The sequence below is a fragment of the Rhodococcus sp. ACT016 genome (assembly GCF_050477185.1).
Taxonomy (GTDB): Bacteria; Actinomycetota; Actinomycetes; order Mycobacteriales; family Mycobacteriaceae; genus Prescottella.
This window is the reverse complement of sequence record NZ_JBEAET010000001.1, coordinates 1682442-1707943: the sequence shown is the minus strand read 5'-3', so window position 1 is coordinate 1707943 and position 25502 is coordinate 1682442. Positions and strand designations below refer to the sequence as shown.

25 protein-coding genes are annotated in these 25502 nt (G+C 68.8%); 6 read left to right on the top strand and 19 right to left on the bottom strand.

The window, feature by feature from the left end; genetic code table 11:
• Positions 1-72: 72 nt before the first annotated feature.
• Positions 73-777: a hypothetical protein gene (locus ACQ5DX_RS07905; protein WP_430332109.1), complete on the bottom strand. Its 705-nt coding sequence runs from the start codon at positions 775-777 to the stop codon at positions 73-75.
• Positions 778-815: 38 nt separating this feature from the next.
• Positions 816-2129: a putative lipid II flippase FtsW gene (gene ftsW, locus ACQ5DX_RS07900; protein ID WP_430335578.1), complete on the bottom strand. Its 1314-nt coding sequence runs from the start codon at positions 2127-2129 to the stop codon at positions 816-818.
• A 257-nt stretch (positions 2130-2386) separates the two neighbouring features.
• On the opposite strand from ftsW, the gene ACQ5DX_RS07895 reads away from it, so the two are divergent.
• From ACQ5DX_RS07895 to ACQ5DX_RS07885, 3 genes are all read left to right on the top strand, one after another.
• Positions 2387-2863 carry a hypothetical protein gene (locus tag ACQ5DX_RS07895; RefSeq protein ID WP_430332108.1) on the top strand — a complete coding sequence of 159 codons (477 nt, stop codon included), beginning with the start codon at positions 2387-2389 and terminating at the stop codon, positions 2861-2863.
• A gap of 107 nt (positions 2864-2970) precedes the next feature.
• A complete protein-coding gene (locus tag ACQ5DX_RS07890; protein ID WP_430332107.1) occupies positions 2971-3405 on the top strand; it encodes an SRPBCC family protein in 435 nt (144 codons plus the stop codon).
• Positions 3406-3412: 7 nt separating this feature from the next.
• Positions 3413-4072 (top strand): DUF3105 domain-containing protein, encoded by a 660-nt coding sequence (locus ACQ5DX_RS07885; RefSeq protein ID WP_430332106.1) that lies wholly within the window; start codon positions 3413-3415, stop codon positions 4070-4072.
• Here the strand turns inward: ACQ5DX_RS07885 and ACQ5DX_RS07880 are convergent, their stop codons facing one another.
• The 4 genes from ACQ5DX_RS07880 to ACQ5DX_RS07865 form a co-directional block, all read right to left on the bottom strand.
• The gene (locus ACQ5DX_RS07880; RefSeq protein ID WP_430332105.1) at positions 4073-4558 is read right to left on the bottom strand and encodes a flavodoxin family protein; all 486 of its coding nucleotides are present in this window, start codon (positions 4556-4558) and stop codon (positions 4073-4075) included.
• A 5-nt stretch (positions 4559-4563) separates the two neighbouring features.
• Positions 4564-5031: a hypothetical protein gene (locus ACQ5DX_RS07875; RefSeq protein ID WP_430332104.1), complete on the bottom strand. Its 468-nt coding sequence runs from the start codon at positions 5029-5031 to the stop codon at positions 4564-4566.
• The gene (dapB, locus tag ACQ5DX_RS07870; protein WP_430332103.1) at positions 5028-5786 is read right to left on the bottom strand and encodes a 4-hydroxy-tetrahydrodipicolinate reductase; all 759 of its coding nucleotides are present in this window, start codon (positions 5784-5786) and stop codon (positions 5028-5030) included. The genes ACQ5DX_RS07875 and dapB overlap by 4 nt, the downstream gene beginning before the upstream one ends.
• An 84-nt stretch (positions 5787-5870) precedes the next feature.
• On the bottom strand, positions 5871-6743 hold the full coding sequence (locus ACQ5DX_RS07865; protein ID WP_430332102.1) for a class I SAM-dependent methyltransferase: 873 nt from the start codon (positions 6741-6743) through the stop codon (positions 5871-5873).
• Between the two features lie 263 nt (positions 6744-7006).
• Here ACQ5DX_RS07865 and ACQ5DX_RS07860 point away from each other — a divergent pair, with 263 nt between their 5' ends.
• Positions 7007-9412 (top strand): arylsulfatase, encoded by a 2406-nt coding sequence (locus ACQ5DX_RS07860; RefSeq protein WP_430332101.1) that lies wholly within the window; start codon positions 7007-7009, stop codon positions 9410-9412.
• Between the two features lie 17 nt (positions 9413-9429).
• Here ACQ5DX_RS07860 and ACQ5DX_RS07855 read toward each other — a convergent pair whose 3' ends face one another.
• From ACQ5DX_RS07855 to ACQ5DX_RS07840, 4 genes are all read right to left on the bottom strand, one after another.
• Positions 9430-10770, bottom strand: coding sequence for a M16 family metallopeptidase (locus tag ACQ5DX_RS07855; protein ID WP_430332100.1), 1341 nt, complete (start codon positions 10768-10770; stop codon positions 9430-9432).
• A 115-nt stretch (positions 10771-10885) separates the two neighbouring features.
• A complete protein-coding gene (locus tag ACQ5DX_RS07850) occupies positions 10886-13144 on the bottom strand; it encodes a polyribonucleotide nucleotidyltransferase (RefSeq protein WP_430332099.1) in 2259 nt (752 codons plus the stop codon).
• Between the two features lie 272 nt (positions 13145-13416).
• Positions 13417-13686, bottom strand: coding sequence for a 30S ribosomal protein S15 (gene rpsO / locus ACQ5DX_RS07845; protein WP_127915894.1), 270 nt, complete (start codon positions 13684-13686; stop codon positions 13417-13419).
• 132 nt (positions 13687-13818) lie between these two features.
• Complete coding sequence (locus ACQ5DX_RS07840; protein ID WP_430332098.1) at positions 13819-14799, bottom strand: bifunctional riboflavin kinase/FAD synthetase; 981 nt, start codon at positions 14797-14799, stop codon at positions 13819-13821.
• Between the two features lie 164 nt (positions 14800-14963).
• Here ACQ5DX_RS07840 and ACQ5DX_RS07835 point away from each other — a divergent pair, with 164 nt between their 5' ends.
• Together ACQ5DX_RS07835 and ACQ5DX_RS07830 are read left to right on the top strand one after the other, a co-directional pair.
• Complete coding sequence (locus ACQ5DX_RS07835) at positions 14964-15680, top strand: metal-dependent transcriptional regulator (protein WP_430332097.1); 717 nt, start codon at positions 14964-14966, stop codon at positions 15678-15680.
• 47 nt (positions 15681-15727) lie between these two features.
• Positions 15728-16138, top strand: a complete 411-nt coding sequence (locus ACQ5DX_RS07830; RefSeq protein WP_430332096.1) for a hypothetical protein — start codon at positions 15728-15730, stop codon at positions 16136-16138.
• Positions 16139-16142: 4 nt separating this feature from the next.
• Here ACQ5DX_RS07830 and truB read toward each other — a convergent pair whose 3' ends face one another.
• From truB to ACQ5DX_RS07785, 9 genes are all read right to left on the bottom strand, one after another.
• Entirely contained in the window at positions 16143-17081 is a 939-nt protein-coding gene (gene truB / locus ACQ5DX_RS07825) for a tRNA pseudouridine(55) synthase TruB (RefSeq protein WP_430332095.1), read from the bottom strand.
• A gap of 25 nt (positions 17082-17106) precedes the next feature.
• Complete coding sequence (gene npt, locus ACQ5DX_RS07820; protein ID WP_430332094.1) at positions 17107-17778, bottom strand: 4'-phosphopantetheinyl transferase Npt; 672 nt, start codon at positions 17776-17778, stop codon at positions 17107-17109.
• Between the two features lie 13 nt (positions 17779-17791).
• Positions 17792-18715, bottom strand: coding sequence for a metallophosphoesterase family protein (locus ACQ5DX_RS07815; protein ID WP_430332093.1), 924 nt, complete (start codon positions 18713-18715; stop codon positions 17792-17794).
• A gap of 4 nt (positions 18716-18719) precedes the next feature.
• Positions 18720-20030: an MATE family efflux transporter gene (locus ACQ5DX_RS07810; RefSeq protein ID WP_430335577.1), complete on the bottom strand. Its 1311-nt coding sequence runs from the start codon at positions 20028-20030 to the stop codon at positions 18720-18722.
• Between the two features lie 64 nt (positions 20031-20094).
• Entirely contained in the window at positions 20095-21096 is a 1002-nt protein-coding gene (locus ACQ5DX_RS07805) for a DHH family phosphoesterase (protein WP_430332092.1), read from the bottom strand.
• A gap of 12 nt (positions 21097-21108) precedes the next feature.
• The gene (gene rbfA / locus ACQ5DX_RS07800; protein WP_430332091.1) at positions 21109-21573 is read right to left on the bottom strand and encodes a 30S ribosome-binding factor RbfA; all 465 of its coding nucleotides are present in this window, start codon (positions 21571-21573) and stop codon (positions 21109-21111) included.
• Positions 21574-21638: 65 nt separating this feature from the next.
• Complete coding sequence (locus ACQ5DX_RS07795) at positions 21639-21929, bottom strand: DUF503 domain-containing protein (protein WP_430332090.1); 291 nt, start codon at positions 21927-21929, stop codon at positions 21639-21641.
• Between the two features lie 99 nt (positions 21930-22028).
• Positions 22029-24917, bottom strand: a complete 2889-nt coding sequence (infB, locus tag ACQ5DX_RS07790) for a translation initiation factor IF-2 (RefSeq protein ID WP_430332089.1) — start codon at positions 24915-24917, stop codon at positions 22029-22031.
• 204 nt (positions 24918-25121) lie between these two features.
• Positions 25122-25466, bottom strand: a complete 345-nt coding sequence (locus ACQ5DX_RS07785; RefSeq protein WP_430332088.1) for a YlxR family protein — start codon at positions 25464-25466, stop codon at positions 25122-25124.
• Positions 25467-25502 lie beyond the last annotated feature (36 nt).

Genomic DNA, 25502 nt, shown 5'->3' with positions numbered 1-25502 from the left:
CGGGACCGGTGAGCCCACGCCGACATCCTCCGCGAACTGATCGACGGCGCCACCGGCCGCTGACTTCTGCACTCACTGGGGCCGCCCGAAACCAGGCTCGGCTATCGGCCGCAGGACGGGTTGGTCGGTGTCGAGGGTCGAGTACGCCCACATCCGGGATTGGAGGCGCATGATGCGGCGCCCCGGCCGGGCTCGGGGAATCGCCGATTCGGAGACCGGGTCGCCGTCCATGCGGCGCAGGAACGCCAGTATCGGTCGCGGTCCCCCGTGGTCGAGCGCGTAGTCGTCCGCTGCCGCTTCCGCTGTCCAATGGGCATGAGCCAGCGCGGCGATGTGGAGCACTGCCAGCACGGCGAGCGCGGCGAGCACGGTCGCCAGTGCCGGGGTGAGGTCTTCCCGGAACGCGGCCACGCATGCGAACGCGAGGGCTGCGGCCGCGAGGGCCCATCCACACCAACGCAGCGCCCGCGACCGCGCGCGGCGGGCGCGGTGGCCGAGCGCGTGCAAGAGCATGCCGTCGACGGCGGCGACGTCGAAAACGTCGTTCTCGGTTGGGGTGTAGTGCAGGCGCACGCTGTCGGTGCTGCTGTCGTAGACGGCCGGATATACGCATTCGTGGCCGCTGGTATCGACGGCGAGGATCCGCGCTTCCGGTGCGCCCTTCTGGCGGGTGTGCATGCACAACAGGTCGAGCCGATTCGCGAGCCATTCCTCGGCCGCCGTGGTGTCTGCGAACGGGCCGATCGAGCCGTCCCGGTTCACGGTCACCTTGTGCATTTCTCCCCCTGTCGTCCATCCGGTGTTTTCGACGAGCTCTACCGTCGCGCTCGCCGCGACGACGAGTGCATCTTCTGCTCGGCGGTACGCCGGCTGGTGCGGGCCGGTTCTCGCGAGGGCCGTCGCGTGGCCTGTCGGGAGTCGGCCGGGCGTCGCTCGGCGCGGGCACGCGGCGCCGGACGGTGCTCTGCCGGTCGGCCGAATAGCGTTCGCATCCAGCGGCCGGCGCCACTGTGGAGGGAGGCGAGCGCTTCCGGCTCGCGAAGCGCGGCATGAGCGATGAAGCCGAACATCATCATCGTGGTGATCATCGAGGTGCCACCCGCAGAAATGAGCGGCAGCTGAAGACCGGTGACGGGGATCAGCCCGACAACGTAGGCCATGTTGATGAAGGCCTGGAGCACGATCCACGTGGTCGACGTGGCCGCGAGGATGCGCAGGAACGGGTCGGTCGAGCGCTGCGAGATCCGCATACCGATCAGCAGCACAATCGCGAAAAGGGCGATCAGCAGGAACGCCCCGACGAACCCCAGCTCCTCGCCGATGACGGCGAAGATGAAGTCGTTGTGCGACTGCGGCAGATAGCTCCATTTCGCATCCGACTGCCCCAGCCCGGTGCCGAACACTCCACCGTTCGCGAGGGCGTACTTGGCTTGGATGGTCTGGTAGTTCAGGCCCTGCGGGTCCAGCTCCGGATTCATGAACGCCTTGATCCGGTCCGAGCGATACCCCGCGGTCAGGCCGAGCACGAGCGAGGCGACGACACCTGTGATCGTGATCGCCGCGACGTACCGACCACGGAAGCCGCCGAACCACAGCACCGACATCACGATGATGCCGATCGTGATCATCGTCCCCAGGTCGCGCTGAAGGACGACCAGCGCCATGACGATCACGCTCACCAACGCCAGCGGTTTGAGTGCGTTGTTCACATCGACACCGGCCGACAGATACGTCGCCAACAGATGCGCGCACCAGACGACGAGCGCGACCTTCGCGAACTCCGATGGCTGGAAGGAGATTCCGGCAACGACGAACCAGCTGCGGGCGCCCATCTGCTCGACGCCGATCCCCGGGATGAGCACCAGCACCAGCAGCACACCGGCAATCCCGAGGAGCCACGGCGCAAGCGCGCGCATCGTCTGCGTGCTCACCCGCACTGTCGCGACGAAGACGACGGCACCGATGGCCGCGTACATCGCCTGCGGGAGGAAGCGCGCATACGGCGAGCCCGACGAGACGAAGGACTCCACACTCGACGACGACAACACCATGACGAGCCCGACGGTCACCAGCAGCGCGGTCACGCTGAGGATCACGTGGAAATCGAACAACGGTCGTGACGACCACACCCCGAACCGAGTTCTCGGCGACGTCGACACCCCACGGCGCGCTGCCCCTCGGCTCGTGTTCGCGGTGCGCGACGACTCGAACACCGAGTCACGTGGACGGGTTCGAGCCCGCTCCCCCGCCAGATCCGTCTCCGACTGTGCTCTCACACCCCGATGTTCCCATGAGCCCCAGGAATCACAGGGCATGGCGCCGCTCGAACAGAGCCCGACGTCAGATCCACCTTGAACTGACGCCACGATGGCGTCACAATGGCGTCATGGATCTCACCGAGTACACAGCCCGACTGCGCGACGACCTGGCCGCGGCGGCGGCCCTCGGCGACGCGGACACCCAACGAATCGCCGAGGCCCTGGCCGGGGCTGTCGAGCGTTCGGCACAGCTCATGCTCGTGTCCGCGCTGTCCGACCTGGCCCACCAAGCGTCCGAGGAATTGGGCGATCGCACCCTCCACGTCCGGTTCGATGGCACCGACGTGGCCGTCGAGGCGACGCGGCGCCGACGCGAGTCCGACTCCGCGTCGGGGCACCAGCGCGATACCACCGATCCGTACCGCACCATCGAGGACGTCACCGGCGACATCAGTCGGGTGACGTTGCGTCTGGTCGACCAGATCAAGTCGCGCGCGGAGGAGGCGGCGATGCAGGACGGAATGTCGCTCAATTCGTGGGTGTCGCAAGCGGTTCAGGGCGCCCTGCGCGACCAGATGCGCCAGAGCCGATCCGACGACCTCTGACCGGCCGCACCCTCGCTCCACACCGGTGGTTGTCCACTTACCGAAATCCCCGGCCGCGAAATGGTCTAATTGCGTCTCATCGTTCGTGGGGAAGAGGAGTGGAGAGCATGGCGGTTTCCGGGGCGAAGGAGTTCGAGGTCAAGGCCGCACCGGCCGACGTGATGGCGGCGATCGCCGCCGTCGACCGCCTGCCGGAGTGGTCGTCCGCCCACAAGAAGGTCATCGTCGAGAGCACCCATCCGGACGGCCGCGCCAGCCGCGTGCGAATGACGGTGTCCATCATGGGGATCAACGACGAGCAGGTCGTCGACTACTCGTGGGACGGTGACAACCACATGTCGTGGACGCTGGTCGAGAGCACCCAGCAGAACAGCCAGGACGGGTCGTACACCCTCACTCCCAAGGGCGACGGCACGCTTGTCCGGTTCGAACTGACCGTGGACCCGAAGATCCCGTTGCCCGGATTCATGCTGAAGAAGGCGCGCAACATGGCGCTCGACACCGCCAGCAAGGGCCTGACCAAGTTCGTCGACGGGAAGTAGCCGACAGGTGGGGGGATTGGTTCGGGTCGCGGGGGCGGCCGCGGTGATCGTGCTGGCGGCCGCCGCCTGCAGTGACAGCATCGACGGTGCGGCGGTGGCCGATCCGTTCGCCCCGACCACCGCAGAACCGGATCCGGCGCGCCGGATCGAGGGCATCACCGTCGTCGAGTACCCGGCGGGTCGGCATGTCAGCCCGACCCAGCGCGTCGCCTACGACCGCACTCCCCCGTTCGGAGGGCCACACGATGCGGCGTGGGCGACATGCACGGGAACGGTGTACGACCAGCCGATTCGCAGCGAGAACGCGGTGCATTCGCTCGAGCACGGCGCCGTCTGGATCACCTACGACCCCAAGCTCGTCACCGGCAGTGACCTGGATCTCCTGGTCCAGATCGTCGAGGGGCAGCCCTACCTGCTGATGTCGCCGTATCCGGGCCTGTCGGCTCCGGTGTCGCTGCAGTCGTGGGGGCACCAGCTGGCGGTCGACGGCCCGGAGGACCCCCGGGTGGAACACTTCATCGAGGCGCTTCGCCTGAACCGCAACACGTTTCCGGAACCGGGCGCGACGTGTTCGACGCTGCCCGGCGCATTCGACACCGCACATCCGCCGCCGTTCCAGGCCGGTCCGCCGGATCCGCGTTCGCCCGACACGGTCCCGATGAACTGATCAGATGTCGCCCGCGACGGTGACTGCGATCGTGGCACCGAGCTCGTAGCAGCTCTCGCGCACGGCCGCGTCGATCGGACCGGTGACCTCGACGATCTGCGCCGACTGCACCAGTTCCATACCCGTGACGATCTTCTGGACCGACTTCACCGCGCCGGCGGTGTCGTTGTTGCCGTGCACCCACAGCCCGAACGGCCGTCCGGCCACGGCGTCGAGGCACGGGTAGTAGACCGTGTCGAAGAAGTGCTTGAGGGCCCCGGACATGTATCCGAAGTTCGCCGACGTCCCGAACAGATAGCCGTCGGCACCGAGGACGTCGACCGGGGTTGCATGCAGGGCGGGAACGGAACGCACTGCGACACCGGTGATTTCGGGGTCGTGTGCGCCGGCCAGCACGGCTTCGAGTAGCTCGCGGGTCGCCGGTGACGACGTGTGGTGCACCACCAGCAGCGTCTTCACATCCGTCTCCGGCGACCCGTCGGCCATCGTGGTCAGCCCTCCCGCTCGACCTTCTCGAGCGCGACGGCGCGGCGCATGGTCTCGCGGGCTCGCCCGCGGTCGCCCGCGTAGTCGTACGCGCGCGCGAGCCGGTAGGAGTTGCGCCAGTTGTCGGGATCGGCCTCCCACTCCTGCTTGACCTGTGCGAACAACGCGTCGGCGGCGTCACGTTCGATGCGACCGGACGGACGGCGCGGCAGGTCGGACACGTCGAGTTCGAGACCCTCGTCGTGGATGCGGTGCGCGAGGTGCTGGTGTGCCAGGCCGGACCGGATGGTCGCGACGACCATCCACACGCCCAGCAACGGCAGCACCAGGACCGCGATTCCCAGCACGACCGGGACGGCGCGGCCGTCCTGGATCAGCGCGATGCCGCGCTGGCCGAGGAGCACGAAGTAGAACGCTAGCGCGACGACGATCGCCGCGATCGCGACGACGACGCGGGTGGACTGGTTCTTCACAGGTCCAGCAGGGGGTCGATGCCAACAGTGAGGCCCGGGCGCTGCCCGATCTCGCGCACGCCCAGCAGCACGCCGGGCGCGAAGGAGTTCCGGTCGATCGAGTCGTGCCGGATGGTGAGGGTCTCGCCCTGCGTGCCGAGAAGCACCTCCTGGTGCGCGACCAGGCCGGCGAGGCGCACCGAGTGCACCCGCACGCCGTTCACGTCCGCACCGCGCGCGCCCTCGAGTTCGGTGGTGGTCGCGTCGGGGCTCGGTCCACGACCGGCCTTCTCGCGCGCCTCCGCGATCAGCGCCGCGGTCCGGTACGCGGTGCCCGACGGCGCATCGGCCTTGTTCGGGTGATGCAGCTCGATGACCTCGACCGAGTCGAAGAAGCGGGCCGCGGCCGCGGCGAAACGCATCGACAGGACGGCGCCGATCGCGAAGTTGGGCGCGATCAGCACACCGACGCCCGGCTTCTCGTCGAGCCAGGCCTGAACCTGGGCGAGGCGGGCGTCGTCGAAGCCGGTGGTGCCCACGACCGCGTGGATGCCGTTCGAGATGAGGAACCGGAGGTTGTCCATCACCACGTCGGGGTGCGTGAAGTCGATGACGACCTGCGTGCGCTGATCGACGAAGTGCTCGATGCGCTCACCCTGGTCGACGCCGGCCACCAGTTCGAGGTCGTCGGCCTGCTCGACGGCCTCGCACATCGCGCGGCCCACCTTGCCCTTCGCACCGAGAACACCGACCCTGATGGGTGCTGCTGAAGTCACGTACACGCTCCGTCCGAGATCCCTGAATGTGCTCGACGTAAGCCTACGGTGCGCGCCTTCTCCGCACGCATCCGACGCTCGTGGTCAGGGACGGACGGCGGTGATGAACACACTCGACCGCATGGGGTCCTGGTCCGGGTTCTCGAGCGTGCGCCCGAGGCCCTCGGCCACTTCCGCGGAACGCACCACCTCGACGTCCCAACCGTGCTCGGCCAGCCACGCGGCCGGCCCGAAGTCGTCCTCGTCGGGCCACAGTGCTGCCATGTCGATGCCGAAGCGTTCACTCATGTGGCGGAACTGGTCCTCCTGCAACATGCTGCGGACGTCGTCGACGTGCTCGACCTCGATGCGGCTGCCGGGCGCCGACAGATCGGTGACGAACCGGAACAGACGTTCCTTAGCCACATTCGGAAGGAACGGGAGCAACCCCTCGGCCAGCCACGCGGTCGGCCGGGTGGGGTCGAACCCCTTACCCCGCAACGGAACCTGCCAATCCTCGCGCAGATCCACCGCCACCACGCGGCGATCGGCGCGCGGGTGCGCATCCTGGGCGGTCAGGACGCCGTCCTTGAACGCCAGCACCTTGGGCGCATCCAGTTCGTACACCGTGGTCCCCGCCGGCCAGTCCAACCGGTAGGCCCGGACGTCGAGCCCCGCCGCGAGCAGCACCACCTGGTCGATTCCCGCCCGGCCGGCCTCGGCGAAGTAGTCGTCGAAGTACCGCGAACGCACCCCCATGTAGTCCGCCATCGACCCCCACGGGATCTCGATGTCGTCCGCAGCATCGAGCCGTGTCGGCATCGGCACCGGCGGGGCCGCCGCCTCCACGAACGCTTCCGCGTACGGGTCCGAGACCAGGCCGTCCTCCCGATGGGTCTCCATGGCCCGCCCGGCGGCCACACCAAGCGCCGTGATCCCGACACCGGTGACGATGTCCCATTCCGCCAGTTCGTTCATTTCGCACCTCACAGGGACGCGATCATCCGAATGGAGAAGGTTGCCGTGCAACGTGATTCGATCCCGTTCCGGCACCGACGCGCGGGCCGGGTTCCGAACTCGCCGCCCCGACCGACGCCAGTTCCAGGCTACTCCCGGCCGCGTACGCGAAGCTGAAATTTCCCTGCGAAAGCGCTCGCCGGGAACGTACCGTCGAACCAGGTGGGCCCTTCGCTCGGCGCCGGACGCCGACAGCGTGCGGGTCACGAGGGAGGTCGTCGGCAATGGATTCGAACGACCGTTACCGCCGGGAGACCGGTCGGCAGATCCTTCCGATTCCCCCGGAGGCGTTCCCGGGCACGATCCTGTACGACGCGAAGGACCCGGACGCGTCGTTCCCCCCGATCCGCCCGCTGCGGCCACCCACCGGTGCGCCGAACGTGCTGATCGTCCTGCTCGACGACGTCGGGTTCGGGGCGTCCAGCGCCTTCGGCGGCCCCGTCGACACGCCGACCGCGGAGCGGTTGGCCGGTGGCGGCCTGAAGTACACCCGTTTCCACACCACCGCGTTGTGCTCCCCTACCCGCGCCGCGCTGCTCACCGGCCGCAACCACCACCGGGTCGGAATGGGCGGGATCACCGAGATGGCGACCTCCGCGCCCGGGTACACGTCGGTCCGGCCGGACACGTGCGCGCCGCTCGCGCAGATCCTCACCCTCAACGGCTACGCGTCAGCGCATGTCGGCAAGTGCCACGAGGTCCCGATCTGGGAGACCAGTCCGGCCGGTCCGTTCGACCGGTGGCCCTCTCCCGGGAACGGGTTCGAGTACTTCTACGGTTTCGTCGGCGGCGAGACCGACCAGTGGTTCCCGACGCTGCACGAGGGCACCCGCCGTGTCGAACCGTGGGGCACTCCGGAGGAGGGCTATCACCTGACCGAGGATCTCGCGGACCGGGCGATCTCCTGGGTGCGGCAGCAGAAGGCACTCACGCCCGACAAGCCCTTCTTCCTGTACTTCGCGCCGGGTGCGACCCACGCCCCGCACCACGTGCCGAAGGAGTGGGCCGACAAGTACCGCGGCCGGTTCGACGACGGGTGGGACGCGTTGCGGGAGCGGACGTTCGCGCGGCAGAAGCAGCTCGGGGTGGTGCCGGCGGACGCCGAGCTCACCCCTCGCCACGCCGTCATCCCGGCCTGGGAGGACATGGACGAAGCGCTGTTGCCGGTGCTGCGCCGGCAGATGGAGAACTACGCCGGTTTCCTCGAGCACACCGACCACCAGGTCGGCCGGGTCGTCGACGCGATCGGCGACCTCGGCGCGCTGGACGACACGCTGGTCTTCTACATCATCGGCGACAACGGCGCCTCCGCGGAGGGGACGCTGCAGGGCACGTTCAACGAGCTGATCAACCTCAACGGGATGTCCGCGCTCGAGACCCCCGAGTTCCTCGCCGGCAAGCTCGACGAGCTCGGCGGTCCCGACTCCTCCCCGCACTACGCGGTCGGATGGGCGCACGCGATGGACACCCCGTACCAGTGGACCAAGCAGGTCGCGTCGCACTGGGGCGGCACCCGCAACGGGACCATCGTGCACTGGCCGCACGGGTTCGACGCGCGCGGCGAGCTGCGGCACCAATTCCATCACGTCATCGACATCCTCCCCACCGTCCTCGAGGCCGCGCACCTCCCGGCGCCGACGACGGTGAAGGGAGTCCAGCAGGACACGTTCGACGGCGTCGACATGACGTACTCCTTCGACGACGCCGCCGCACCCGACCGCCACGTCACGCAGTACTTCGAGATGTTCGGCAACCGCGGGATCTACCACCGCGGTTGGACGGCCGTCACCAGGCACCGGACTCCGTGGCAGACCGTCGGCAGCGCCGGGGTCGCGTTCGACGACGACGTGTGGGAGTTGTACGACTGCACGTCCGACTGGACGCAGTCGCGCGACCTGTCGGCGCAGCACCCCGATCGACTGCACGAGTTGCAACGGCTGTTCCTGATCGAGGCCGCGCGCAACCGCGTCTTCCCCCTCGACGACCGCGTATTCGAACGGGTGCTGCCGCAGATCTCGGGCAAACCGAGTCTCGCCCCGGGCAACCGGCAGGTCCTGCTGCCCGGGACGGGCGGCCTGCTCGAGATGCACATCGTCAACTGGCGCAACCGATCGTGGTCACTGACCGCGCAGGTCGGCATCCCGGAAGAAGACGGAGCCGGCGCCGGAGACGCGGTGGGCACGAACGGGGTGATCCTCACCCTCGGTGGTCACGCCGGCGGCTGGGCCTTCTACTTCAAGGACGGTCGACCCACGTTCTGCTACAACCTCTTCGGTCTCGAGCGCACCCACGTGCGTGCCGACCTTCCGGTGCTTTCCGGCACGCGGCAGGTCCGGGTCGAGTTCGCGTACGACGGCGGCGGACTCGGCAAGGGCGGGACCGTCACGCTGTTCTGCGACGGGCAGCCGGTGGGCTCGGGTCGGCTCGAGCGGACCGAACCCATCGGCTTCGGATACGAGTTCACCGACGTCGGCCGGGACGCCCAGTCGACCGTCACGCCCGACTATCCGCGCGGCGACAACGCCTTCACCGGGCGGATCGACTGGGTGCAGATCGACGTCGGCGACGACGACCACGGCCACCTGGTCGATCCCGCCGATGTCGTGCGGGTGGCGATGTACCGGCAGTGAACGCGCGTAGGCGACTGTTACCGGACGATTCCCCGCACCGAGGCCGGCAGGTCGCGCTTGCGCCGGTACGGGCCGACGACGGCGGCCGCGAACGGTCGCTGCAGGAGCACCCGCGCCACTTCCCGCACCTCCTCGGTGGTGACCTCGTCGATGCGTGCGAGCGTCTCCGAAATCGACTGATGGTCGCCGTAATTGAGCTCGCTGCGACCGATCCGGTTCATCCGTGAGCCGGAGTCCTCGAGACCGAGCACGAGCGCTCCGCGCAGCGATCCCTTCGCGCGGGCGCACTCGGCGTCCGTGATGCCGTCGGACGCGACGTTGGCGAGCACCTCACGGACCAGCGTCGCGACCTCGCCGAGATTCTCGGGCTGGCATCCCGCGTAGACGGAGAACGCACCGGTGTCGGCGAAGGTGTCCACCCCCGAATAGACCGAGTACGCCAGTCCCCGTTCCTCCCGGATCTCCTGGAACAGGCGGGAACTCAGCCCACCACCGACCGCCGCGTTGAGGACCGACAACGGCCAACGATGACCCTCGTGCCGACCGAACGCCCGCACGCCCAGCGCGAGGTGCGCCTGCTCACTGTCGCGCTTGGTCAGGCTCAGCGTCGGCGCCGTCCGCACCCGGATCGCGCCCTCACGCCGCGGTGCCGGATCGGCGACGCGGTCGAGGTGCCCGGCGAACGCCCGCCGGACCAACTCCACCGTGTGCTCGTGCTCGACGTTGCCGGCCACCGCGACCACCATCCGGTCCGGGGTGTAGCGGCGCACGTGGAAGGAGTGCAGCTGGGTGCGGGTCATCGCCTCGATCGAGTCGATGCTCCCGATCACCGGACGACCCACGGGATGATCACCGAACAGCGCGGTCAGGAACGCGTCGCCCAGGAGATCCTCCGGATCGTCGTCGCGCATCGAGATCTCCTCGAGCACCACCTGGCGTTCGACGTCGACGTCGACGGATCGGCAGCGGCCGCGCAGGACGACGTCGCTGACCAGGTCAACGGCGAGCGGTAGGTCCTCGTCGAGGACGTGCGCGTAGAAGCACGTGTGCTCCTTCGACGTGAAGGCGTTGAGTTCGCCTCCGACGCCGTCCATCACCTGCGCGATGTCGAGCGCGGATCGCGTCGGGGTGGACTTGAACAGCAGGTGCTCGAGAAAGTGTGCGGCGCCCGCGACGGTGGGCTGCTCGTCGCGCGAACCGACGCCCACCCAGATGCCGACCGAGGCCGAGCGGACGCCGGGGACGTGTTCGGTCACCACCCGGAGGCCGCCTGGCAGCGTGGCGCGTTGCACACCGGTCCGGGGATGCGTATCGAGTGCGGAGCCGCGTTGCGGCTTCTCGCGGAGGGATTGAGCCATGTGGCGGTTCGTTTTTCCTTGCGTTGAACGTCGATCCACGATACACCGGGACAATGCTCCGGCCCCGCACGGACGAACCGTGCGGGGCCGGAAGCGGGTGGTACCGAGCGGCGGACTACTCCGCTGCGGGCTCCGAGCCCGACTCGGCGGAAGCGCCCGCCGCGTCGTCCTCGACCGGGATCAGCGAGATCTTGCCGCGGTTGTCGATGTCCGCGATCTCGACGCGGATCTTGCTGCCGACGTTGACGACGTCCTCGACCTTGGCGATGCGCTTGCCGTTGCCCAGCTTCGAGATGTGCACCAGTCCGTCGCGGCCCGGGAGCAGCGAGACGAACGCACCGAAGGCCGTGGTCTTGACGACCGTGCCGAGGAAACGCTCGCCCACCTTGGGCAGCTGCGGGTTGGCGATGGCGTTGATCTTGTCGATCGCGGCCTGCGCGGACGGGCCGTCCGCTGCACCGACGTACACCGTGCCGTCATCCTCGATGGAGATGTTGGCACCGGTCTCCTCGGTGATCGAGTTGATCATCTTGCCCTTGGGGCCGATGACCTCGCCGATCTTGTCCACGGGGACCTTGATGGTCGTGATGCGCGGTGCGTACGGGCTCATCTCGTCCGGGCTCTCGATCGCCTCGGCCATGACCTCGAGGATCGTGGTGCGGGCGTCGTGTGCCTGGCTCAGCGCGCCGGCCAGCACCTGCGACGGAATGCCGTCGAGCTTGGTGTCGAGCTGCAGGGCCGTCACGAAGTTCTTCGTGCCGGCGACCTTGAAGTCCATGTCACCGAAGGCATCCTCGGCGCCGAGGATGTCGGTCAGCGCGACGTAGCGGGTCTCGCCGTCGACCTCGTCGGAGACCAGGCCCATGGCGATGCCGGCGACCGGAGCCTTCAGCGGCACACCGGCGTTCAGCAGCGACAGGGTCGAGGCGCACACCGAGCCCATCGAGGTGGAACCGTTGGAGCCCAACGCCTCCGAGACCTGACGGATCGCGTAGGGGAACTCTTCCTGGCTCGGCAGCACCGGCACGAGGGCGCGCTCGGCGAGAGCGCCGTGGCCGATCTCGCGACGCTTCGGCGAACCGACGCGGCCCGTCTCACCGGTGGAGTACGGCGGGAAGTTGTAGTGATGCATGTAGCGCTTGCTGGTCTCGGGGCCCAGCGAATCGATCTGCTGCGCCATCTTGACCATGTCGAGGGTGGTGACGCCCATGATCTGGGTCTCGCCACGCTCGAACAGTGCCGAACCGTGTGCGCGCGGGATCACGGCGACCTCGGCGGACAGCGACCGGATGTCGGTGATGCCACGGCCGTCGATGCGGAACTGGTCGCGCAGGATGCGCTGGCGCACAAGCTTCTTCGTCAGCGAGCGGAAAGCTGCGCCGATCTCCTTCTCGCGACCCTCGAACTGCGGGGCGACCTGCTCGAGCACCTCGACCTTGACCTCGTCGGTCTTGTCGTCGCGCTCCTGCTTGCCGGCGATCGACAGCGCGGCCGACAGCTTCTCGGTGGCGGCGGCCTCGACCGCGGCGTACACGTCGCCCTGGTAGGCCGGGAAGACCGGGTACTCACCGGTGGGCTTGGCAGCCTTCTCGGCGAGCGACTGCTGCGCGGCGCACAGGCTCGCGATGAACGGCTTGGCAGCCTCGAGGCCCTCGGCCACGATCGCCTCGGTCGGAGCCTGCGCGCCGCCGTCGATCAGGCTGATGACGTTCTCGGTGGCCTCGGCCTCGACCATCATGATGGCGACGTCACCGGACTCGACGACGCGACCCGCGACGACCATGTCGAAGACGGCGCCCTCGAGCTGCTCGACGGTCGGGAACGCGACCCACTGGCCCTTCTTGTTCTCCTCCGACGTGATGAGCGCGACGCGCACGCCACCGACGGGACCGGAGAACGGCAGGCCCGCGATCTGGGTGGACGCGGACGCGGCGTTGATCGCGACGACGTCGTACAGATCCTTGGGGTCGAGGCTCAGGACCGTCACGACGACCTGGATCTCGTTGCGGAGACCGTCGACGAACGACGGGCGCAGCGGCCGGTCGATCAGACGGCAGGTGAGGATCGCGTCGGTGGACGGGCGGCCCTCACGACGGAAGAACGAGCCGGGGATGCGGCCCGCGGCGTACATGCGCTCCTCGACGTCCACCGTCAGCGGGAAGAAGTCGAAGTGCTCCTTGGGCTGCTTGCTGGCCGTGGTGGCCGACAGCAGCATGGTCTCGTCGTCCAGGTAGGCGACGACGGAGCCGGCGGCCTGCTGCGCGAGGCGACCGGTCTCGAAACGAATGGTGCGGGTGCCGTAGCTCCCGTTGTCGATGACGGCGGAGGACTCGAACACGCCCTCTTCGACCTCGATCGCAGAATTGACTGTCATTGCTTTTCTTCTCTTCCCTCTCGTCTTTTGCCGTACCCGCACGGGCGCCACGACCCTCCTGGTCGCGGCTGCGCTCCCCTCACAGGGCGGAGGCGGCCGTCGATCGAAGCCTGCCGGACTACATCCGGAGGGCCACTACCGAAGACCGACGCCACAACTGTCGGGGCGGGCGGCGGTGGTGTTGCAAACACCGATAGCCAACGAGGCTCAGTCTAAGCATTGCCTCGCTGGCTATCGATGATGTCGGCGAAGTGACTCGCCGTGAGCGCGTCTTATCGGCGCAGGCCCAGACGCTCGATGAGCGAGCGGTAGCGGGCGATGTCGACCTTCTGGACGTACTTCAGCAGACGACGACGGCGTCCGACCAGCAGCAGCAGGCCACGACGCGAGTGGTGGTCGTGCTTGTGCTGCTTCAGGTGCTCGGTGAGATCGACGATGCGCTTGGTGAGCATGGCCACCTGCGCCTCCGGCGAACCGGTGTCGGTCTCGTGCAGTCCGTACTCGCCGAGGATCTGCTTCTTCTGCTCGGTGGTCAATGCCACTTGGTGCACTCCTGTAACTGACGTCCGCGTGAAAGGAAACCGGAACCCGGCCGAAGCCGGACGTCCGACGGTGCGGCCGCCGCGAACCGCAGCGCACACCAGCAGGAAATCCTACCAGGTGCCCTGCACCGCTCAGCTCGGGGCGGTCCGGGCGTCCTCGGTGAGGATCTTCCGCGCCTTCTCCGCGTCGCGGCCCATCTCCTCGATGAGCGCCTCGACCGAATCGAACTTCTCCATGCCCCGGACGCGCTCGACGAAATCCACCGCGACGTGCTGGCCGTACAGGTCCGCCTCCCGGTCGAGCACGAACGCCTCGACGGTGCGGGCACGCCCGGAGAACGTCGGGTTGGTTCCCACCGACACCGCCGCCTTGTAACGCTGCCCCGGTTCGACCGTGCCCTCCACCGGTCCCGGACCGAGCACCGTGAACCAGGCCGCGTAGACCCCGTCGGCGGGAATCGCCGAGTAGATCGGCGGGGCGATGTTCGCGGTCGGGAAGCCCAGTCCGCGGCCGCGCCCGTCGCCGTGGACCACGACGCCCTCGACCCGGTGCGGTCGGCCGAGCGCCTCCGCGGCCGCGGCGACGTCGCCGGCGTCCACGCACGAACGGATGTACGTCGACGAGAACGTCACCGCATGCTCGGCGAGCAGGCTGACGCCGTCGACCGCGAATCCGAACCGAGCCCCCGTCTCGCGCAGCAGATCGACGTTGCCGGCCGCCTTGCGTCCGAATGTGAAGTTCTCACCGACCACGACCTCAGCGACGTGGAGTCGCTCGACCAGGATCTCGTGGACGTAACGCTCCGGGGAGAGCCTCATGAATTCGGCAGTGAACGGGATGACGCAGAAGACGTCGATACCCAACTCCTCGACCAACTCGGCCCGCCGCGGCAACGTCGTCAGCTGGGCGGGGTGGCTGCCCGGGCGCACCACCTCCGCCGGATGCGGATCGAATGTCATGAGAACACTGGGGATTCCACGCTCGCGGGCGGCGTCGACCGCCCGCGAGATCAGCTGCGCGTGCCCGCGATGCACGCCGTCGAAAACGCCGATCGTCAGGACGCAACGCCCCCAGTCCGCCGGCACATCGTCCAGACCTCGCCATCTCTGCACAGGTGGCAGCCTACGGCCACGACCGACACCGGTCACGTTCGGGACGGACAAGGTGTCACTGTCCGGGACGGACGAGATGTGACGTGCCTGGACGGACGAGGAGTGCGGTCTGCACACCGGGAGTTGATGTGTGTACTGGGTGATGGTTGCCTAAGCTCGTAACCGTGGCCACTCAGAAGTCAGACGTGAACCCTCCGACCGAGGTGCCCCGCCCGGACACCTTGTCGTCGGTGGCGCAGGACTATCTCAAGGTCATCTGGACCGTCCAGGAGTGGTCGCGCGAACGCGTCTCCACCAAGCTGCTCTCCGAGCGCATCGGCGTCTCGGCGTCCACCGTCTCCGAGGCGATCCGCAAGCTGTCCGACCAGGGACTCGTCGATCACGCCCGGTACGGGTCGATCGCGCTCACCGACGCCGGTCGGGCGGCCGCGGTGTCGATGGTGCGTCGCCACCGGCTGATCGAGACGTTCCTGGTGAACGAGCTCGGCTACGGGTGGGACGAGGTGCACGACGAGGCCGAGGTGCTCGAGCACGCGGTCTCCGACCGCATGATCGACCGCATGGATGCCAAGCTCGGGTTCCCCGAACGCGATCCGCACGGCGACCCCATCCCGGCGGCGGACGGCTCCATTCCCACCCCGCCGGCCCGGCAGCTCAGCGACTTCCAGGACGGGGAGTCCGGCCGGGTCGCCCGGATCTCCGACTCTGATCCGGCGATGCTGCGCTACTTCGATTCGGTCGGCATCGCGCTCGACACCGAGATCACGGTCGTCGAACGCCGCGACTACGCCGGCACCGTCTCGATCCGGCTCGGCACCGATCCGAACGCCGGGGCCGTCGACCTCGGCAACCCTGCAGCACAAGCCATCTGGCTCGTCTAGGCTCTGGATTCAGCGCACCCTTCCGCTCCGACGAGACGAGGCCCGCGATGAACACGACCGTTCGACGTGTCACACGATTCGCGGCGGCGGTGTGCGCCGCAGCCACCGTCGCCGTCGCCGGCGCGGGAGTCGCGGCGGCGGACGAGTGGCCCACACCGCCGCCCTACCCCAGTCCCGTGGCGCCGTTCGATTACAACGGCTTCCTCACGCCCACCGACCTGGACTACTGGAACCCGTTCGTCAGCAGCAACCGCCTGACGTCACCGTTCGGCACCAGCACCCGCATCGTGTGCACCGGGTTCCACGGCGTGCTACTCGAATGCTGGCAGGCGGATCTGCAGGGCAATCCGCACAAGCTGGTGCAGCTACCGCTCGACTTTCCAGGCTCGATGGGCTCGAATATGCCCGGCGGCGGGCCCGGCCACTTCGTCTATCCGGACCTCGTCCCCGGGAGCTGACGCGCTACCGCAGCGTCGCCGGCCGCACCACCATCACCGAACTGGCCCGCTTGCCGCGTTCCTGGATCAGCGCGATCGTGTGCCCGCTCGGGTCGATCGCCGCGTAGATCTCCTTACGGCCGATCGGTTCGAGCCAGCGACCCTGGCTGATCGATTCGGCCTCGTCGGCGCTGATCTGCCGGTGTGGGAACGCGGTCTGAGCGGCCTCGTCGATGTCGAGGCTGACGCCGGGATTCTCGGCGAGCTGCTCCAGGGTGCGGGCGTGCTCGAGCGTGAACGGACCGACGGCGGTGCGCCGCAGCGCAGTCAGATGTCCCCCGACGCCGAGCGCCGCGCCGAGGTCTCGGGCAAGCGCGCGGATGTACGTGCCCGACGAGCAGTCCACCTCCACGTCGAGGTCCACGAAGGCTCCGGCATCCGCGCCGACACCGCCGGGCACGTCGCGCCGCGCCAGGACGTCGAAGCGGGAGACGGTGACCGGCCGCGCGGCCAGCTTCACTTCCTCCCCGTCCCTAACCATCGCGTGGGCCCGCTTGCCGTCGACCTTGATCGCACTCACCGTCGCCGGCACCTGCTGGATGTCGCCGGTGAGCGCGGCGATCTCGGCCGCGATCTGCTCGTCGGTCACCGCGGAGGCGTCCACCACCGCCAGCGTCTCACCCTCGGCGTCGTCGGTCGTCGTGCTCTGCCCGAGCCGAATGGTGGCGCTGTACGACTTGGTGGTCAGCGCCAGCAGGCCGAGCAGCTTGGTCGCCCGCTCCACACCGAGAATCAGTACCCCGGTCGCCATCGGATCGAGAGTGCCTGCGTGCCCCACCTTTCGGGTGTTCAGCAGTTTCCGGCACCGAGCGACGACGTCGTGGCTGGTCATCCCGGGATCCTTGTCGACGATCAGCAGACCGGCGCCGACGAGGCCGGAGGACGGTTTCTCAGACTTGGGCACGTGGTCCGATTCTGCCAGTCGCTGCTCAGCTCATGGAAATGGCCGTGACGATCAGGCCGTCCGAGACGATCCAGCGGCCGTCGAAGCTCGCCAGCGGCGCGCCACCGTCGGTGGTGTCACCGGGCACGAGCAAGCGCGAGTGAAACGACCCGATGATTCCGTCGTCGGTCTCGACGCCGTCGTCGAACGTGATGTGGGCGTCCTCGAAGCCGAGCCAGCGCCCGGTCAGCGGGAACCACGCCTTGTAGGTCGTTTCCTTGGCGCAGAACAGCAGTCGGTCCCGGTGCACCGGCGACGGCTCGACCGCGGCCAGCCAGGCACGCTCCTCCGGCAGGCTGACGGCGTCGAGCACACCGTCGGGGAGTGGGCCGTTCGGTTCGGCGTCGATGCCGAGCGACCGCACCTGCATCGCATATCCGAGCACCGCGGCCCGGTAGCCGTCGCAGTGCGTCAGGCTCCCCACAACGCCCCGCGGCCAGACGGGAGATCCCTTGTCGCCCCGCAGAATCGGGCCCGGCTCCACACCGAGATCGGCCATCGCCACTCGCGCGCAGTGGCGGGCCCCGATGAACTCGCGGCGGCGCTTCTCGACCGCGCGGGCGATCAGCGACTCCTCCTGCGGGTGCGGCTGCAGCCCCGGCGGGTCCTCGAACAGCTCGGCCGAAGCCACACCGGTGGGCAGAATGCGCTCGATCAAACCGATTCCCCTGTCATCGCTGCGCTCGCATGCGCTCGTACTCCGCTTCCTGCTCCGCCGTGATCCGGAAGTGCCCACCGAACTTGTTCAGCGTCCCCGGTGCGTACTCGGGCACCGGCAGGATCTGCCGCAACAGCTTGTCGGGGAGCCCGCGCCGCTGCCACTCCCGCGGGTAGCCGATCGAGACCTCCTCGAACCGCACACCGTCGTAGTAGGTGGTGCGCGGAATGTGCAGATGCCCGTAGACGCAGCACGCGGCGTTGTAGCGGGTGTGCCAGTCCGCGGTCTCCACGGTTCCGCACCACAGTGCGAACTCGGGGTAGTACAGCACCTCGGTGGGCTGGCGCACCAGCGGGAAGTGGTTGATCAGGACCGTCGGTATCGACAGGTCGAGTGCGTCCAGGCGGCTCCGGGTCTGCTCGACGCGCGCCCGGCACCACGCCTCCCGGGTCGCGTACGGCTCCGACGACAGCAGGAACTCGTCGGTGGCGACGACGTTCCGGTCCCGCGCAATCCGCAGCCCGTCGGCCTTGTCGACCGCCCCGGCGGGCAGGAAGCTGTAGTCGTAGAGCAGGAACATCGGGACGATCGTGGCGGGACCGCCCTCGCCCTCCCACACCGGGTACGGGTCCTCGGGGGTGAGCACGCCGATCTCGCGACACATGTCGACCAGGTAGTCGTAGCGGGCCTTGCCGTGCATCTGCACGGGATCCTTCGCCGTGGTCCACAACTCGTGGTTGCCCGGCACCCAGATCACCTTCGCGAAGCGACTCTTCAGCAGCGTCAGCGCCCAGCGGATGTCGTCGGTCTTCTCAGACACGTCACCCGCGACGATCAGCCAGTCGTCGGGCGAGTCCGGGAAGATCTCCTCCGTGATCGGGCGATTACCCCGGTGCCCGACGTGCGTGTCGCTCACCGCCATCAACTTGCCTGCCACACCCCTACCCTTTCGTCTCCCACCACGCCTGGAGATCGGACCCGGCGATCGCCCACCGACCCGACACCGTGCGCCACAGCACGGCCAACATCCGCAGAGCCATGAACACGGTAAGCCCCGCCCAGATTCCGGCCAGCCCCCAGTACCACACGAGCGACGACCAGATCAGCGGGAGGAAACCGACCAGCGCACACCCCAGCGTCGCGGTCCGCAGGAACGCCGCGTCGCCGGCCCCGAGCAGGACGCCGTCGAGCGCGAACACCACCCCGGCGACCGGCATGATGCAGACGAAGAACCACCACGCGATCGACACCTGCCCGAGCACCGCCGGATCGTCGGTGAACACCGACGGGACCAGCGCGTGAGCGGCGGCGAAGACGAGCGCCAGCACGGTCGCGAACACCGCGGACCACCGCGTCAGACGCCACGCGAGTCGGTTGGCCCCACGGACCTGGCCGCGACCGAGCGCGGCCCCGACCAGGGTCTGCGCGGCGATCGCGAGCGAATCGAGGGTGAGCGCGACGAAGTTCCACAGCTGAAGCACCACCTGGTGCGCGGCGACGGACGCCGCACCGAAACGCGAGGCGACGGCAGCGGCGGACAGGAAACAGGCCTGGAACGCCAGGCTGCGCAGGATCAGGTCTCGTCCCAGAACCAGCTGCGCGCGCATGACCGCCGGACGCGGACGCAGCGGCACACCCGAGCGCAGCAGCGCGGCCACGAACAGCACTGCCGACGTCGTCTGGCCCGCGACGTTTGCCACCGCCGAACCCGCGAGTTCCCAGCGCGGTGCACCGGCCACGCCGTGCACGAGGAGCACGCACAGCACCGCCGAGAGCACCTGACCGACGAGCACGAACTGCAGCGGCCTCAGCGTGTTTTGCACGCCCCGCATCCAGCCGTTGCCGGCCATCGCCACCAGGATCAGCGGCGCGCCGAACACGGCGATCCGCAGCCAGCGTTCCGCCTCGGCGGCGATGTCGCCGGATCCGGCGATCAGCCGCGTGATCGGGCCGGCGAGCAATTGGACCGCGACGACGAGCAGCACACCGATCCCCAGCGCGAGCCACGTCGCCTGCACCCCCTCGCCCACCGCGTCACGCTTCCGTCCGGCGCCGAACATCCGCGACGCGCGCGCGGTGGTGCCGTACGACAGGAACGTGAGCTGCGTGCTGACCTGAGCGAGAATCAGCCCACCGACCGCGAGCCCTGCCAGGGCGAGCGCGCCCAGATGTCCGACCACGGCGATGTCGAGCAGGAGGTATAGCGGTTCGGCGGCCAGGACCCCGAGCGCCGGCAGCGCCAGCCCGAGGATCCGGCGCGGACCCGCGTCGGCCTCTGCTGCCCGGAATTCCTCGTCGGCGGCGGTTTCCGTCAACTCAGCCGAGAACCTCGCGCAGCGCGGCGACGACGGCGTCACTCGGGCCGCACGCCGTGTATCCCGCCGCGAAGCGGTGCCCACCGCCCCCGAGGCGTTCGGCGACCGCGGCGACGTCCACCGCTTGCTTCGAGCGCAGCGACACCGACCACGAATCCGGCGTCGACTCCTTGAACACCGCGGCCACCTCCGCCTCGGCGGTGGTGCGGACGATGTCGATGACGCTCTCGACTTCCTCGGCACCGAGGCCGGCCGAGTCGGAGCACCGGATCACGGCGTGGACCAGGCCCCGACCACCGACCGCGTCGGGAACGAGGACCGCGGAGCTGAGCACCGATCCGAGCATCGGCAACCACCCGAACGGGTGGGTGTCGAGCAGACGCCGCGTGATCGCGGCACCGTCGATACCGGTGCCCAACAGGCGTTCGGCGAGCGTATGGGTGCCCGCCTGCCCCCACCGGAACGATCCGGTGTCGGTGACCAGTCCCGCGTAGAGGCAGTGCGCCAGATCCGCGTCGATCGTCACGCCCCACAGGTCGAACATCTTCGCCAGCACCGCGGTCGTCGACTCGGCCGAGTCGTCGATCACGTTGAGCATGCCGTAGCGGGTGTTCGATCGATGATGGTCGATCACCAGCGACTGCCGTGCCCCGTCGAGCCGGGACGCCAGCGAGCCGAGCCGCCCGGCGCTACCGCAGTCCACCGTGACGAGCAGGTCCACCTCGTCGGCGACGTCGTCGACCCGCGTCAGCAGATCCGTCCCCGGCAGGCCATCCATCGACACCGGCAACTCGGCCGGCGAAGCGAATGCGACCTGCACCGGAATCCCCTTGCGCGCGAATACGATTCCGAGTGCAAGTCCGCTACCGACGGTGTCGGCGTCGGGCTGGACGTGGCACAGGATCGTCACCGATGTGGCTGCGTCCAGCATGTCGACCGCATCCTGCAGCTGCAGGTCCTGCTGCGCGAGCACCTGCCGCGCGGTGTCCGGACAGTGAGTCATGCGCGCACCGAGTCAGTCGTCCTCGGGCGAGGCGTCGTCGGACGCCACCCGCGGCTCCTTGTAGGGATCCGCGTCGCCCGCCGGCGTCGCGCTCTCCCGCGCCCGGGCAACCGCATCGTCCGCGGCGCGCGCCCGCGCCAGCAGCTCCTCCATGTGCCGTGCCGTGTCGGGCACGGTGTCGGCCACGAACGTCAGCGTCGGGGTGAAGCGGACGCCGGTTCCCGCGCCCACCTTGGAGCGCAGCACACCCTTGGCCTTCTCGAGGCCTGCCGCAGCACCGGCCAGGTCCGGTTCGGACTCGAGGTCCGAACCCATCACCGTGTAGTAGACGGTGGCGTCGTGCAGGTCGGCCGTCACCTTGGCGTCGGTGATGGTCACGAAGGCCAGACGCGGGTCCTTGATCTCGTGGTCGATCGCCGTCGCGACGATCGTGCTGATGCGCTTCGCGAGCCTGCGTGCGCGTGCAGGATCTGCCATGGCAATCAGTCTCCTCTCTGGGATGTCTCCAGCGTCAGCCCGCGCTAGCTCGGTGCTAGTCGGTGCTAGTCCTCGGGGCCGAAAATTCTTCGTCGAACTGCAAGCAACTGCAGTTCTGGTCGTCCAGCGACGTGCCGCTCGCACTGATCGAGCACCTCGTGGACGTGGTCGACCCCCGAACTCGCCACCGCGACTCCCAGCAGGGTCCGCCGGTAGCGGTCGTGTTCGCCTGTCTCAGCAGCGGACACACCGTATCGACGCAGTTCTGTCAGAATCGGCCGCACCAGCGACCGCTTTTCCTTCAGTGACCGCACATCGCCGAACAGGATGTCCATCTCGAGCGCGCCGAGATACACCAGTCCTCCCTCCGGTGTGAGACGAGTCGATTCCCGGCACAGCCGGGTTGTCCCTCCCCGGCGGCCGAAGCCGCCGGGGAGGGACTGAAGCGGTGCGACTCAGTCGCGCGGCTTCTCGCGCAGCTCGTACGCCTCGATCACGTCGCCGACCTTGATGTCGGAGTACGTGACGGTCAGACCGCACTCGTAGCCCTCGCGGACCTCGGTCGCGTCGTCCTTCTCGCGCTTGAGCGACGAGATGGTCATCGTCTCCGCAATCACCGCGTTGTCGCGGATCAGGCGAGCCTTCGCGTTGCGGCGAACGATGCCGTCCGTGACGAGGCAGCCCGCGATGTTTCCGACCTTCGAGGAGCGGAACATGGCACGGATCTCCGCCTTGCCGAGAACGACCTCCTCGTAGACCGGCTTGAGCATGCCCTTGAGGGCCTTCTCGACCTCGTCGATGGCCTGGTAGATCACCGAGTAGTACCGGATGTCGACACCCTCGCGGTTCGCCAGCTCCGTCGCCTTGCCCTCAGCACGGACGTTGAAGCCGATGATGATCGCGTTGGACGCGGACGCCAGGTTGACGTTGGTCTCGGTGATGCCACCGACACCGCGGTCGATCACGCGCAGCTGCACCTCGTCGTCGATCTCGATCCCCATGAGGGCCTCTTCCAGCGCCTCGACGGTGCCGGAGTTGTCGCCCTTGAGGATGAGGTTGAGCTCGTTGTGCTCCTTGAGCGCGGCATCCAGATCTTCCAGGCTGATGCGCTTGCGGCTGCGGGCAGCGAGCGCATTGCGCTTGCGTGCGTTACGCCGGTCCGCGATCTGGCGGGCGATCCGGTCCTCGTCGACCACGAGCAGGTTGTCGCCTGCGCCGGGGACCGACGTGAAGCCGACGACCTGGACGGGACGCGAAGGCAGAGCCTCCTCGACATCGTCGCCGTGCTCGTCGATCATGCGACGGACGCGGCCATAGGCATCGCCCGCGACGATCGAGTCGCCGACCCGCAGCGTTCCGCGCTGGATTAGCACGGTCGCGACGGGGCCACGGCCACGGTCGAGGTGCGCCTCGATCGCGACACCCTGGGCGTCCATGTCCGGGTTGGCGCGCAGATCCAGGGAGGCATCCGCGGTCAACAGCACCGCTTCCAGGAGGGCATCGATGTTGGTGCCCTGCTTGGCAGAGATGTCGACGAACATGGTGTCGCCGCCGTACTCCTCGGTGACCAGCCCGTACTCGGTCAGCTGCTGACGGATCTTGTCCGGGTTCGCGCCTTCCTTGTCGATCTTGTTCACCGCGACCACGATCGGCACGTCGGCCGCCTGAGCGTGGTTGATCGCTTCCACCGTCTGCGGCATGACGCCGTCGTCGGCTGCGACCACCAGAATCGCGAGGTCGGTGGCCTTGGCACCGCGCGCACGCATGGCCGTGAAGGCCTCGTGACCCGGGGTGTCGATGAACGTCACCAGGCGCTCGTTGCCGTCCAGCTCGGTCAGCACCTGGTAGGCACCGATGTGCTGCGTGATGCCGCCGGCCTCGCCCTCGCGGACGTTGGCCTTGCGGATCGTGTCGAGCAGGCGGGTCTTGCCGTGGTCGACGTGACCCATGACGGTGACCACCGGCGGACGCGACTCGAGGTCCTCCTCGTCGCCGGCGTCCTCGCCGTAGGTGAGGTCGAACGACTCGAGCAGCTCGCGGTCCTCGTCCTCCGGGCTGACGACCTGGACGACGTAGTTCATCTCGCCGCCGAGCAGCTCGAGGGTCTCGTCGTTCACCGACTGAGTGGCCGTGACCATCTCGCCGAGGTTGAACAGCGCCTGGACCAGTGCCGACGGGTTCGCGTCGATCTTCTCCGCGAAGTCGGAGAGCGATGCACCACGAGCGAGACGGATGGTCTCACCGTTGCCACGAGGCAACCGCACGCCGCCGACGGCGGGCGCCTGCATCGAATCGTATTCCTGACGCTTCTGCCGCTTCGACTTGCGACCGCGACGCGGAGCACCACCGGGACGACCGAATGCACCCGCGGCACCGCCGCGACCACGTCCGCCGCCACCGCCGCCACCCGGGCGACCGCGGAATCCACCGGGCGCGCCCGCTCCGCCGCCTGCGCCTGCACCGGCACCGGGAGCGCCGCCACCGCGGTAGCCGCCGCCACCGCCGCCGGGACGACCGCCGGGTGCACCGGGGCGACCCGGACGACCTGCGCCGGGCGCGGGGCGCGCCGCACGCTGCGGCATCGCACCCGGGCTCGGGCGCGGGGGCATCGAGCCGGGGCTGGGACGAGGTCCGCCTTGGCCGGGAGCCGGACGCGGACCGCCGGGGCCGGCGGCCGGACGCGGCGCACCGGGACGCGGAGCGCCGCCCTGCGGGCCGGGACGCGGGGCACCCGGACGCGGGGCACCGGGTGCCGGTCGCGGCGCGGGACGCTCAGCCGGAGCCGTCGAGTACGGGTTGTTACCGACGCGCGGCGGCTTCGGGCCGGGGCGCGGGCCACCGGGCTTCGGTCCCGGTGCCGCGGGTGCGGACGGGGCCTTGGCAGCCGGCGCTGCAGGTGCCTGCGGCGCCGGCTTCGGGCCGGGCACGGGTGCCGGGCCGGGACGCGGACCCGCGGCGGCCGGTGCGCTGGGCGCAGCCGGAGCGCTGGGTGCAGCCGGAGCGCTGGGCGCGGCCGGCGCAGCGGGTGCCGCTGCCGCAGGAGCCGCGGGTGCGGCCGGAGCGGGCTTGGGGCCGGGGCGCGGAGCACCGGGCTTCGGCGCGGAGGCGCCGGGGACACCGGGCTTCGCAGCCGGACGCGGAGCGGTCTCCGCACCTTCCGGCTTGCCTTCGGACTTCGTCTTCGCCGACGGGAACGACTCCCGCAGACGACGCGCAACGGGCGCCTCGACCGTCGAGGACGCCGACTTCACGAACTCGCCCTGCTCCTTGAGCCGCGCGAGTAGTTCCTTGCTTGTGACACCGAGTTCTTTCGCCAACTCGTGCACGCGGGCTTTGCCTGCCACTGCTCTCCTCTACTGAGAGGTCGAGCGAGCGACTGATGCCCGCACGACCTCGGTTATCTCCGATGGACGTTCATCGCTGGTGCTTCACGGTGTGCTCATGAGTGCTTGTGCCTGTTCTCTGAGGTACTGCTCGTCGTTCCCGAGTTTGGTGCAACCCGAGAGGTCTCGAGTGGTACTGCGTCACGCGTGATCACTGTCCTGTTCTCACAGGTTCGAGCGATCCGCCTTCGATGTCTCGGACATCTCGGCCGCTTCGATCAGCCGGTCGAGTTCCGAGGAATCCAGACTTCCGGACACCCGCAGTGCTCTACCGAATGCTCGGCGCCGGCCCGCCTCGCTCAGACACTTCCGATCGAGGTGCAACCACGCACCTCGCCCGGGGAGCCTTCGCTTCGGATCGGGCGTGAGGACGAACCCACCGGATTCCGCCTCGTACGCTACGACCCTGAGCAGGTCGGCGGCCAGCCCTTTCTGCCTGCAACCGACGCATGTTCGCACCGGTTCACCGGCCCGGGCACGCGTCGACACAGACAGTTCACGCTGAACCATCGACCACTCTACCGCTGTATCGCCGTGATCTCCGCA

What these genes read in the sequence shown, in the direction of transcription:
- ACQ5DX_RS07805 (WP_430332092.1), bottom strand. Translation starts at nt 21,096, where the DNA reads ATGACTCACTGTCCGGACACCGCGCGGCAGGTGCTCGCGCAGCAGGAC.
- ACQ5DX_RS07865 (WP_430332102.1), bottom strand. Translation starts at nt 6,743, where the DNA reads ATGAACGAACTGGCGGAATGGGACATCGTCACCGGTGTCGGGATCACG.
- ACQ5DX_RS07855 (WP_430332100.1), bottom strand. Translation starts at nt 10,770, where the DNA reads ATGGCTCAATCCCTCCGCGAGAAGCCGCAACGCGGCTCCGCACTCGAT.
- ACQ5DX_RS07850 (WP_430332099.1), bottom strand. Translation starts at nt 13,144, where the DNA reads ATGACAGTCAATTCTGCGATCGAGGTCGAAGAGGGCGTGTTCGAGTCC.
- ACQ5DX_RS07785 (WP_430332088.1), bottom strand. Translation starts at nt 25,466, where the DNA reads ATGGTTCAGCGTGAACTGTCTGTGTCGACGCGTGCCCGGGCCGGTGAA.
- rbfA (WP_430332091.1), bottom strand. Translation starts at nt 21,573, where the DNA reads ATGGCAGATCCTGCACGCGCACGCAGGCTCGCGAAGCGCATCAGCACG.
- ACQ5DX_RS07880 (WP_430332105.1), bottom strand. Translation starts at nt 4,558, where the DNA reads ATGGCCGACGGGTCGCCGGAGACGGATGTGAAGACGCTGCTGGTGGTG.
- ACQ5DX_RS07905 (WP_430332109.1), bottom strand. Translation starts at nt 777, where the DNA reads ATGCACAAGGTGACCGTGAACCGGGACGGCTCGATCGGCCCGTTCGCA.
- ACQ5DX_RS07890 (WP_430332107.1), top strand. Translation starts at nt 2,971, where the DNA reads ATGGCGGTTTCCGGGGCGAAGGAGTTCGAGGTCAAGGCCGCACCGGCC.
- ACQ5DX_RS07830 (WP_430332096.1), top strand. Translation starts at nt 15,728, where the DNA reads ATGAACACGACCGTTCGACGTGTCACACGATTCGCGGCGGCGGTGTGC.
- ACQ5DX_RS07895 (WP_430332108.1), top strand. Translation starts at nt 2,387, where the DNA reads ATGGATCTCACCGAGTACACAGCCCGACTGCGCGACGACCTGGCCGCG.
- ACQ5DX_RS07860 (WP_430332101.1), top strand. Translation starts at nt 7,007, where the DNA reads ATGGATTCGAACGACCGTTACCGCCGGGAGACCGGTCGGCAGATCCTT.